The sequence below is a fragment of the Variovorax sp. J22R115 genome (genome assembly GCF_030317005.1).
GTDB lineage: Bacteria > Pseudomonadota > Gammaproteobacteria > Burkholderiales > Burkholderiaceae_C > Variovorax.
Genome location: NZ_JASZYM010000034.1, coordinates 24816 through 35257, shown reverse-complemented (window position 1 = coordinate 35257; position 10442 = coordinate 24816). Strand labels below are relative to the sequence as shown.

Genomic DNA, 10442 nt, shown 5'->3' with positions numbered 1-10442 from the left:
CCAAGGTGCCGGTGTGACGCCTTTTTAGACTTCGTCGTCCCCATGGGCTGTCGCGAAGCTTCGCGAGGAAACACCTCGCGCTCGCTTGACAAAACGGGCCATATCAGCCCGGAAATTTCACCAGTAGAGGGTCGGCAGTCTCGTGCCGGAGCGTGTTGACATTGGTACTCGTCTAGGCCAGGCGACCACTTACCGACTCGCCCGGTAGATAGCATCAAGTCGTATGCGGTGAATCGAACCATCGGGCTGGGCGCCTTACCAGCATTCATCGCAGCCATCAGCTGCGAGATGCAATAGATCACGATGTCCTTGTCGTGCTGGGTTGCGCGCCCGGCTGGGCCAGCGGAGACTTCGACAGTCTTCTTTCCATTGCGCGGCAGCACGGAAAAGCGATCCATGGAGAGCATCCAGAAGTTGGGGGTGTGCGGTGCAGCGAAGATCCGGTTCAGGCACGGGTGTCGGCGAAATGCCTTCGCAAGACGTCCTACCCCTAAACGTTTGTTGCACCGCACACCCCCAGGAAATGGATGCTCTCCGAGCCAGATGGCACGGGCGATCACGGTCCCGACGGTCAGGCCGGGTCCAGCGATGAATTCCCAGTCGGTGGCCAGCCAGAGGGCGAAGGAGCCAGAGCTCGCCAGCTACCCCAGCGCACGGATCCAGGGGTGCCAGACAAGGGTTTCGCCACCGCGCCTTGGGCCCTCGGTGCTCGGGCGAGGTTCTGGGTCGGAGTCAGTTGTCATTTCGGCGGCTCCCGAATGGTTCGACAACGGGACGATGACGGTCGGCGGAGCGATCAAGAATCTGCGGAGGCTGGTTGGATGTCAACCTCTCGTGTTGACAACTCGCCGGCGGGCCTGGCAGATGGGGGTTTCGAGGGCCAGTCGATAGACCGCGCGCAGCTCAAGCGCCACGACCGTCAGAAGCCCATCCACTGCGAGAGGCTCGCACGTAGCTGATGGGCGGCAGACCGGGCGGGCGGGTGCGCCTCCCGTTTCGCCGCCAGCCAATCCAGCACGTCGGCAACACGTGATGCCGTCTGGGGGTCGATGTCCGATCGCAGACGCCACTGGGCACTGACTTCACGCAGTTGGAGGCTGGTCAGTCGTGCGGGAGGCGGATCGATCGTGGACAACGCTTTGTTGGCCTGAGGCAAAGGGGCGCCGCTGGAGGGTGGCTCTCCGGCGAAGGCTCGCTTCTCTTGCACGACGATGCGGAACATGCACAGCATTGTTTCTGTGACTCAGTTGGCACGCCATCCCCAGAAGGGCGTATGCCTTGCGTGTGAAGGCCGGCGCCGGGACCGAACCGCTGACGCGATCCGATGCCAAGGTTTAGTTGGTGCTTGCCAGTGTTGCGGGGATCGCATGCAGCGTCGCCGGCGCCGCCCCATCGAACAACTGTTATCGCTCCCGCCACTCCTTGAGGGCGACAAAGCCGGAATCGAGTGCCTCGTCATAGTCAGCACAGCGCTCCGTTGCTTCGGCAACGCACTCAGAAAGTTGACCGTTCCGCCGCGCCACCACCTTCCAAGCGAACTCGGTGGGTGCGAGTTGTTGGACAGTAACGGCCAGTTCTGGGGTGGACCATTTCGAGCGAGCGAATTGGGCGCGGTTCATGACGGCGATTGCAGCGAGGAACTTTTGATTACCGGGTTTTACCACTGGGCATCGAATACGGCACCCATCCGAACGCCGCAGTTTTACGCAGAATTCGTGAAGTAATGCACACGCATCACGCGACCAGTCAGTGAGAGCATCCAGAAGTTGGGGGTGTGCGGTGCAGCAAAGATATGGTCAGGGGCGGGCGTCGGGGGCAAGACGTCTTATCCCTGAGCATCTGTTGCACCGCACACCCCAGGAAATGGATGCTCTCCTCATTGCCGGCATCGAGCTGATGCACATGATCAAGAAGGGTCAGTTCGACTGCGCTGAAGGCCAAGGCTCGTCTGCAGCATCAAAGTTCTATTCCCTGGCCTTGTGAACGACGGGCGGCAATCTGCCTTCGCTGGGCCTCGCGGCGCTACTGCGACAGAACCCAGGAATCCGATGTGCAATGCCAGCCCGAGCTTGAGAGATTCGCCGCGAAGAACGCCTGCAGCTCGAAACTGCTAATGTCGCGCGGAAGTTCGCGCATGCCCAAGTATGTCGTCTGCCAGCCTTGCATCGCGCGCCTCCGTCAGTGGGGCAGGGGACGATACGCCGGTGAAAAGTGAACAGCAACATCAAGAAAATCAATGACTTGCGACCCAGCTCCCGCGCGCCGTTGCTGGCCTTGTGAACCGTCACTGAGTGCACGGAAAACGAGGGGACCCCATCGACCGCGCCGGATCGATGCTGGCTTCCCACCCCAGGATTGTCAGCGTCTGGCCTTGGGCTCCTGGATGGGCTTGGCCTTGGTCTCACCGCGCGGCTTCTCAGATTGATCCTCCAACGTGGCGTACGACCTGTTTTGCCGGTCCACAGGAAACGGCCGCAGCTCCGTGGGTCGCACCATGCCGCTTGTCGCACCGCGAACGCTTTGATCCGTGTCGATCTGCGACGAGGGCCGAGCGCTACCATCGAGATGCGAGCACCCCGAGATTGCTGCGAACACACAGGCAACGACAACCATATTCAGTTGACTACGGGCGAGCGTCATGTGATGTCCTCCTGGCGCAGCCTTTCAACGGCGGACGAACCAGTTTTGCGATTCGTAGTCGGGCCGCCCTGGATCGGAAAAATCGGTCCACATCCAAATCCACAACTGCCCTGTTCTGAACAACGACATGTCGGCATACACATGGCGTGTGGCAAACCCTTGGTTGAATGTGGCGCGAACGTAGGTCCGACTTCCGATGGTCACGTTCTCAGCACCCACCTCACCCCAATCACAATCCGTCGGGTGGCATTTGCCCCACAGGTGCATGTGCCACGGAGGACCGGGAGGATAGGGTTGGCCGTTCAGCACCTGATCTTGGCAGGTGAAGCGCAACACAGCCCGCGTCAGGCTCGGTGTATTGGGGTCTGAGTTGACCCAGTTGCCCTCCTCTTGCTGGACCGCACATTGCGCATGAACTTGCTGTGACCATGCGCCAACAAGCAAAGTGACCAGCAGGCACAGAAGGATGCGAGCGAACCGCGGTGAGATCAATGGCCTCAGGTTCATTGGAGTGGCTCCTCGACCACGCGACTCGGTGATCTGCTTCGCCATACTGCACCGGCGCGCCGGTGCTGGCATCACCCATACGGTGGAGAGCCTTCGAACGGGGCCGATGTCGTCGGCAGCGCAGCACACGGGGCAGGTGCGGTGTCGTCCGCAAGAATACCGTCCGCGTAGAAGAAAGCGAGTCCGTTCCAAACGTGACGGTAAAAGTGTGACTACCCGCGGTCAGAGGAGCCTTGTGCGCCGCGAAGCCGCATCCAGCAAGGGCTTGGCCGATTTGGAAAGTAAATGTGATACCGCTGTTTCGGCGTCGACCAAGTCACGCGCACCTTTCTGGGCAAAAAAGCCTCTCAACCGATAGCAGCGCGTGTCAACGCCGCGCGAGCCTTTGGCGCAAGGCATCTGTCAAACGCCTGGGGTGCGTATCCGAGAGGGGAATACCAGCTGCGGCAGTGTTTGCAGCGAAAGGGCGCATCCAACAACATTGCATCGAGCCTGTAGGCCGCTTGCCGACCGCAATGTCGACAGACATCGCGCAGCGCTTCACCATGGATCGGGCAACGTGCAAGGCGCTCCAGTTGGAACAACCGGCTGTGATACGCCGAGCTCACGCAGCATGGGCAGAATCGCAGGAACTTACTCGTGTCGTTCGCGGCATGACAGAGGCTCTCGCCCACGATGTGTCGGGGAATGCCAAGCAAGCGCGCGACCCGTTTGACGTCGATGTCGGCCGGCACGATACCCTCGTAGGGATCGATCAGCCGGCCGCTCAGCTGCGACACCACGAGGAGCCCTGGCAGCCGGTTCATGTGAGCAAATTTCCAAAGCATGCCGACCATCGACTCATACGGCTGGAGCCACTTGCGCTGGAACACGTATCCAAGGCGCGGGCCCAACACGTGCTCATCCAGCGTCAGAATCGGCAGTGTCACGCCCCTGGCCCCTTCATTTCGGCGCTGCAACGTCACGCGACCATCGCCGCCAGTGCATTGCCGACCGCCTGACGCGACTGGATATAGCCGCAACTGCGCACGGCCACGTCCCATAGCGCAGCATCGGGCCGGCAGCCCGGTGCATCGTGCAACGCGCTGTCCTTGAGCACGATCTCCACCGCGCGGGTGAACGATTCCATCGGAATCTCGAGCGTTCCGGGGAGGGCATGCCTGTGGTGCAACTGCTCGAACGCGTCCCACAGCAGCGGCGCATCGTCGACGAGGCGATAGCCGCCGGCCACCGCCTGGGGCAGATAGAAGCGCGTGAAGCTCCAATCGCTCGTGCGCGGGAAACAGGTTTGATCGTAGCCATTGAGGCTCGTCGCCACATCGCGCACGTTGCGGATGCCGAAGAAGGCGAGTTCCTCGACCATCAGCCGCGCGACGATCTGCGTCTTCTTCGCACGTTGCAGGGCGGTCTTCACGGCCAGCAGTTCCTGCTGGCCGACCAGGAAGGTGAACAGCCGGATCTGCAGTCGATCCAGATGGTCGTGGACGTCGCGCAGCCACTCGTATTCGTTCTCGTCGTAGCGCTGCGCCTCGTCGCAGAATAGTGCCACCGTGCCGCCACCGTTGCGTGCGCAGGCCTCCTTGATCTTGTTGATCAAACGCATGCGCTTGGCCGGGTTGGAACCACAGGTAGGCTCGGGATGGCCGACGGCCTCAAGGAGGTTGGCGAAGAAGGGCCCCTCTGCGTGTCGCGGTTTGTGTTCGGCCTGCGCGTGAAAGGTCGTGAGCCTGGGCTGAGTCTGAGCCAGCAGTAGGCGAAGATATTCGATCGCGCGAGTCTTGCCGATGCGAGAAGGCCCGTAGGTCAACGCACCGGGTATGCGGTAGCGCAGGCACCTTTGAACCAGATCCGAGAACGCCTGAATGGCAGGGGTGGCGATGCGGTAGCTGCCGGTCTCGATCGGGTGCAAGGTCGGGTCGATCGGCCGGGCCACCGATGTCGACGCGGGCGGTGTTGGCTTGCTGGTCATGATCGATCTCCATTCATCGTGACTTCAAGCCGGACGGATCAGATCGAACCCACGAAGCCGCTACCGATGCTTAAGCGCTCGGGCTCGACGCGCTGACGAGTCGGGGAGGGCGCATCCCCATCTGGCGCCTGCGCTCTCGCCGTCATCTGCGCGGAGTGCGGCGGCTGCGGCGGCAGCTCTGAAATGCTGGTCGGCGCCGCTGCGAGGGTGCGCAGCGTCTGCGTGATGTCACTGGCCGCGCGCCGCGTGCGCTTGGCCTTGGTGAGCTTGTGCTGCACGTACGCCTGCAGGAAATCTTGGCTGAGGGCGCTGGTCAAGCGCTTGCGCCCGCGCAGTCGCAGGATCTCCTGGCGCAGCTTCAGGTCGTGCGCGATCTCGCCCCACGCGCCCTGGGCCTTGAGCACGCCGATCTCCGCCCCATCCGCGCCGAAGGCGCGCACCGCGCGCAGATCCTGGCTGTGATAGTAGATGCGAAGTTTCTGACCAAGGAACGCGGCTGTGCTCGCCAACATCGAATTGGTGTACCGCACCCCGAAGAAGTTGACATGCGGCCGCTGCCCTTGGTGGAGGTAACCGCGCACGATTGCCCGTCGGGGCGTCTGCATCAGACACAGGGTGCGTCGTTTGGCCTCGGGCAGCCAACTCAGCATTGCGCCGTTGCGGCGCACCGAGTACTCCATGGCTTCGAGCGGCGTACGGCCATTCAGGCCGTCGTGAGGACTGGCGTTGTAGGTCGCGATGGCCGCCTTCAAGAGTTCCTCGATCTCCGCCAACGATACGAACAGCCGCAAGTCGCCGCCGGGGTGTGCGAGTGCGCGGCGTATGTCTCGCGGATTCGATCCGGTGTAGCCAGGCAGGCGGGAGGAAAGGCTCGAGGCGATCGAGCCGAAGAAGCGCTCGATGTATGGGCGATCGTCCGGTGTATGCGCACCGGATGGGTTTTGTGCGGACGACAGGGATAGGGGCGACGGGAGCATGCCTTGCGGGCAGGCCGGAGTACCTGATGAGCTGCGAGCTTGGGTTGTTAACTGGCTGCCCCTTCGATCTGCCCGGTTGCGCTGCGAGCGCGAATCCGTAAGTGTCGTGTTGCCCGCGAGCTTCCGCCGCTTGAGGCTGTCGCCGCGCTGACGCGCGATCAATTCGAGCTCGGCGCGGCTGAAGCTGAAGAACGCCTGCAGCTCGAACTCGCTGATCTCGCCGGGCATATCACGCAGGCCCAGGTAGCACGTCTGCCAGCCATGCATCGCCGTGCTCTTTCGCCGTTCAGGGGCCGCAGACGATACGCCGCAAAGAAGTGAACAGCAATGCTCGCGAAATCAACTTACAGTGCCCGGCCCCGCGTGGTTGCTGGGAACGGGGTAACCGTATCTTTTGCGCAGATTGACACGGTGGCGGGAGATTTTTCCTGCGAGTTCAACAAGTTGCGCGGAGCGTCGGTTGACGTCAGGACGCGGTCCGGCAAGTACCTGTCGCGCTTGGGTTTTCTGAGGGCAACCGTGTCAATTTTCATCAAAGATACGATTACCCCAAGATTGTGATGCTCTCCCAGGAATGAGTTGCTCTCCTTCTACCGCCGTCCAATGTCAGTGGCTCCCCGAACGGTCAATCATAAAAAAAATTGGTTAGCCAGATTGCGAACCATGGGGCCGCAACCCCAACGGCCAGTGCATAAATAAGGTCAATCCAAACCGGTTTAAGAAAATCGACCACGATGAAAATGAAACCCGTGACCCGGAGAAAGGAAAACGTCCACCCACGTCGATTTTCCTCCGCGAGATTGTCTAAGTAGCCGTTCACTTCGACGCGTGAAGGCAACGCATGCATTCCAATCGAAAGTCCTGCCCACGCGAGAATCCCAAAAACCACCGGGTCGAGCGTTTCGGTTTCAAGGACTATCGAAAAGCCAACGGGGAAGAACAGAATCGCACATAACAAGGTATTTATCGTCAAAGGTGCAAAAGCGACGAGAGCGGCTCGTGCGGGACTACGTATTTCTTCGTGGACTAAGACGCCCGCAAAATATTGCGCATCGTATACGGGAATGCCAAGCACATCACACCAGAATCGCCTCGCGACGGTTGCCATCACAAACCCTGGAAACGTGGCAATTGTGATTACGATTCCTGGTATGAAAAACATATTTTATCGGTTCAAATAGTCCGTCTACGCAGGCGGCATTACAGCCTTGACCCCAGGCACATCTCTTCCGAAATTACTTGCTCCAACGCTTTCAGGTGTTCAGTACTGCTTCGTCAGTCGCCCTCGAATATCATTGAGCCAGCGCTTTAGAGCATTTCGGAAGGTTGCCATTACAACAACCCGATCACCGTGAGACGCCACCTCCACTGGAATTGAGTGTCAAGATTTGCGGCACAACAGAATTTATAGAAACAATAACCGAGAGTGCAATCAAAGCACAAAAAAATAACACCCAAAGCGGGTATTGATGGGGTCTCAGGGCGATGCCGCGCAAAGCGTCTCTGGATTTATCAATTTCTCGCTGCTTGCCCTCTTCTATCGCGCGATTTATCTCGCCGAGTAAATCCTTGACGCGGCCGCGGAAATCTCTCCCTGTGCCAAAATCATACGCTTGGCACAATGCAAATTCCTCAATCTCCACAGGCAATTGTGTCTGAATGGGCATTTTTGCCCCGTCGAACAGGAGTGGCACGATTCGAATTTCCCTTGAGATTGCCGCAAAAATTTCCTTGCGCACAAGATCGTTTTCACCGCGTAGTCGTTCAACGCTCCATCGTTGTCCGATTGCGACAATACACACAAAGCAGTCCCTCAGGCATTCGTCGATGTACGCGTCAAATTTCACGCCAGCGGGAATCGCGTCAACATCCATAAACGCGATCTCTTGCCCTAGAAATTCATTGAGAGAGTCGTACAACCTACCGGCTTGGCCACTGGTATCATCGCGCCGATAACAGATGAAAATCCTTTTTCTGACGGGCTTCTTTGTGCGCCAATTAAATAGCCTTGGAGGGTCGACCGAACGCCGTGCGCCTTTGCTCATCGCAGGCTGCGCTGCAATTCGCGGCTCGTTGGCCGGTGTCCGACCGGCCGACCTCATGCCGAGTTGGAACTCGAAGACGTTGTCATTGCCAAGCCGGATCAGTTGCCCTGGCTTGCAGATAGCCTCTTCGCGCGCTGGCAGGCGGCGTCCTTCAGGCAGCAGGAATGTGCCATTGCTTGACCCCAGGTCGACTACGCATAGGCATTGCAGGCGCTCATCGTAGCGTACCGAGCAATGCATGCGGCTCACGTCGCTGTGCTTGCCGAAGGAGAGGTGCCCCGAAGCGGCTGACTCTCGGCCAAGCGTCAAACGGCCGGCGGGAATCGGAATCGACACGCCCTTGAAGGCGCCAGCACGTCCAAAAAGCGACGGAGGTCTCCCGGCAACTGGCATCGCGCTCCTTCGTGGCCCAGAATTGCGCGGCGTGGCGGAGGCGCGGCCAGCACTCGATTCGCCGGAGCCGACAGGCAAATGCACCTCGACGCCGCCGATCGCATTGCCGAAGAGGTTTACACATCTTCAGCTCAGTTTACAACTCAACTGATGGGGTATGTAGCCAGCATCATGCGGAGGTGGGCGCCGATTCAGGGCGGAACTCGGTGACCGGAGAATGGCGGTTCTGGTGCAAACAGGGCGTGCGGTAGGCTACTGCGTTTGTGAACTGCGGGCGGGTCGATGGCGAAGAAGCTTCAGAGCATGGACGAACTGTTCAAGGGCCGGCACTTCGAGCGAGAGATCATCATTCTGTGCGTTCGCTGGTACCTGCGCTTCAAGCTGAGCCTGCGTGACTTGGTGGAGATGATGGTCGAGCGCGGCCTGTCGATGGCCCACACGACGATCATGCGCTGGGTACAGCGCTTCGTGCCCGAGTTCGAGAAGCGCCTGCCCGCAAGGCCGGCCGATCATGGCGCGTCGACGAGACCTATGTGAAGATCCGCGGGAAGTGGACCTATCTGTACCGTGCTGTCGATCGAGAAGGCCAGACAGTCGACTTTCGCTTGAGCTGTGCTCCGCAATAATTCCGTCCGCTCAGCTCGGCCGACGGAGGTTGACCGCTGTGGCACCATTCCTGATGGTCACCGCCCTGAGAATCGCAGGCTGTCTGATCGAAGACGCATTTCGATGGATGAGCTTGCTGTTGCGCTTGAAAGTGTCTATTCAGGCCGAGAATCTCTTCCTGCGTCGTCAGCTCGCGCTGTACAGAGATCATCCATGCTTTGAAACCAGAGCTTGAATCGCTCTCATTTTCGTCTGTCCGCTTTCGCTCGTAGCTGCCGTCCCCAGTCGCCAGCCGTAGGCAGCAACGGGGCAACAGTATTCGAATGATGCCCTGAAGTGGGCTACCGTTGCCCCATTGCGGGGCGGGATGCTTCTGCCTAATATTTAGTAGGCCAAATGAATTATTGACTTCGGAAAGCATAGGCGTAACCTGAATCTCAAGGAGTAAGCCCATGCCGAAACTAAGGCTCACCGTTCAGCGACTCGGTGAACTTGTACCGGGCTGCCTAAGCGCAAGAGTGGGGACTTGGCGATCACTCTTTCAATTGCGACGCTGGTCTTTTTTGTCAATGGCGTGAATGGCGCACTTTCGTGCGGTTCACAAACCTAGACAACTTTGCGGCAGTCAGCTGAGGCGAATTCATGTCTTGGGACATACTCAATCCGGTTCCTCCATCGGTAGTCTATGCGCCGGTTGATGTGAAGTGCCATTCACGCCAAGACGTGCCTGGTGTTCAGGATGTTGCCGGCCTCGATGGCCATGTCGTGTCCACCGTCGAGGAGCGCGGTTGGCCGGTGGAGGTAGCTAGTATCTGCAACGGCGGTGATCCAGACTGGCACTACTCGCTTGAGCCTGATTTTGAATGGCTGGAACACGCGGGGGTAGCCATTGAGTCATTTCTGCTTCCCGGAGATTTGATCACCAATCTCGGGTTGGCAGCTCGATGCGTCGATGGATTGATCTACACAGGCGCCCCGAATTCGAGTTACAGAAGGGGTGGCTGGTGGCCGATCCCCGGCCTGCGCACGTGGCAACGAACGCCAATAGAAGCGATCGCTCCGGCAACTGGCGTCTGGTTGTCATTGCCAGCAAGGATAAGGAAGCCAGCAAGTTTTGTCGGCAACCTGGACGCCTGCTAGCGGTTGGATGGCATGGCGATCCATTGACTGAGTCCGACCATCGCGCGATGAGGGACTATTGGCCCGAGACGAGGATATTTTCATGAGGAAACTTGCCTTTTCCGCCAAGCGCAACGGTGGCCACATGGCTTTAATACCAGGATCTTGTCGCCCATCAGCCTCAAA

9 protein-coding genes and 2 pseudogenes are annotated in these 10442 nt (G+C 59.4%); 3 read left to right on the top strand and 8 right to left on the bottom strand.

All coding sequences use genetic code 11. The annotated features are described in order from the left end of the window. Nucleotides 1–398, bottom strand: a 398-nt coding sequence (locus tag QTI04_RS32990; RefSeq protein ID WP_286619456.1) for a replication initiator protein A, incomplete at its 3' end; no start/stop codon positions are given. 521 nt (nucleotides 399–919) lie between these two features. Further along, the gene (locus QTI04_RS32985; protein ID WP_286619358.1) at nucleotides 920–1222 is read right to left on the bottom strand and encodes a hypothetical protein; all 303 of its coding nucleotides are present in this window, start codon (nucleotides 1220–1222) and stop codon (nucleotides 920–922) included. A gap of 650 nt (nucleotides 1223–1872) precedes the next feature. Between QTI04_RS32985 and QTI04_RS32980 the strand changes: the two are divergent. Then, nucleotides 1873–1983, top strand: a pseudogene (locus QTI04_RS32980) (IS6 family transposase); the annotation flags it as partial. A 681-nt stretch (nucleotides 1984–2664) separates the two neighbouring features. Here the strand turns inward: QTI04_RS32980 and QTI04_RS32975 are convergent. The 6 genes from QTI04_RS32975 to QTI04_RS32950 form a co-directional block, all read right to left on the bottom strand. Then, nucleotides 2665–3147: a hypothetical protein gene (locus tag QTI04_RS32975; RefSeq protein ID WP_286619455.1), complete on the bottom strand. Its 483-nt coding sequence runs from the start codon at nucleotides 3145–3147 to the stop codon at nucleotides 2665–2667. A gap of 347 nt (nucleotides 3148–3494) precedes the next feature. After that, the gene (locus QTI04_RS32970) at nucleotides 3495–4076 is read right to left on the bottom strand and encodes a hypothetical protein (RefSeq protein WP_286619454.1); all 582 of its coding nucleotides are present in this window, start codon (nucleotides 4074–4076) and stop codon (nucleotides 3495–3497) included. A 32-nt stretch (nucleotides 4077–4108) separates the two neighbouring features. After that, a complete protein-coding gene (locus QTI04_RS32965; RefSeq protein WP_286619452.1) occupies nucleotides 4109–5116 on the bottom strand; it encodes an ATP-binding protein in 1008 nt (335 codons plus the stop codon). A gap of 38 nt (nucleotides 5117–5154) precedes the next feature. Further along, on the bottom strand, nucleotides 5155–6360 hold the full coding sequence (locus QTI04_RS32960; protein ID WP_286619451.1) for an integrase catalytic subunit: 1206 nt from the start codon (nucleotides 6358–6360) through the stop codon (nucleotides 5155–5157). A 358-nt stretch (nucleotides 6361–6718) separates the two neighbouring features. Further along, a complete protein-coding gene (locus QTI04_RS32955; protein ID WP_286619449.1) occupies nucleotides 6719–7201 on the bottom strand; it encodes a hypothetical protein in 483 nt (160 codons plus the stop codon). 238 nt (nucleotides 7202–7439) lie between these two features. Beyond that, a complete protein-coding gene (locus QTI04_RS32950) occupies nucleotides 7440–8531 on the bottom strand; it encodes an FHA domain-containing protein (RefSeq protein WP_286619448.1) in 1092 nt (363 codons plus the stop codon). Nucleotides 8532–8813: 282 nt separating this feature from the next. On the opposite strand from QTI04_RS32950, the pseudogene QTI04_RS32945 reads away from it, so the two are divergent. Both QTI04_RS32945 and QTI04_RS32940 read left to right on the top strand, forming a co-directional pair. Then, nucleotides 8814–9142, top strand: a pseudogene (locus tag QTI04_RS32945) (IS6 family transposase); the annotation flags it as partial. Between the two features lie 637 nt (nucleotides 9143–9779). Further along, nucleotides 9780–10277 (top strand): hypothetical protein, encoded by a 498-nt coding sequence (locus QTI04_RS32940; protein WP_286619446.1) that lies wholly within the window; start codon nucleotides 9780–9782, stop codon nucleotides 10275–10277. Nucleotides 10278–10442: the final 165 nt, after the last annotated feature.

Excerpts from the sequence above, each read along its gene's own strand:
- QTI04_RS32985 (WP_286619358.1), bottom strand. The coding sequence starts at position 1,222 with ATGTTCCGCATCGTCGTGCAAGAGAAGCGAGCCTTCGCCGGAGAGCCA.
- QTI04_RS32975 (WP_286619455.1), bottom strand. The coding sequence starts at position 3,147 with ATGAACCTGAGGCCATTGATCTCACCGCGGTTCGCTCGCATCCTTCTG.
- QTI04_RS32965 (WP_286619452.1), bottom strand. The coding sequence starts at position 5,116 with ATGACCAGCAAGCCAACACCGCCCGCGTCGACATCGGTGGCCCGGCCG.
- QTI04_RS32960 (WP_286619451.1), bottom strand. The coding sequence starts at position 6,360 with ATGCATGGCTGGCAGACGTGCTACCTGGGCCTGCGTGATATGCCCGGC.
- QTI04_RS32955 (WP_286619449.1), bottom strand. The coding sequence starts at position 7,201 with ATGGCAACCGTCGCGAGGCGATTCTGGTGTGATGTGCTTGGCATTCCC.
- QTI04_RS32950 (WP_286619448.1), bottom strand. The coding sequence starts at position 8,531 with ATGCCAGTTGCCGGGAGACCTCCGTCGCTTTTTGGACGTGCTGGCGCC.
- QTI04_RS32940 (WP_286619446.1), top strand. The coding sequence starts at position 9,780 with ATGTCTTGGGACATACTCAATCCGGTTCCTCCATCGGTAGTCTATGCG.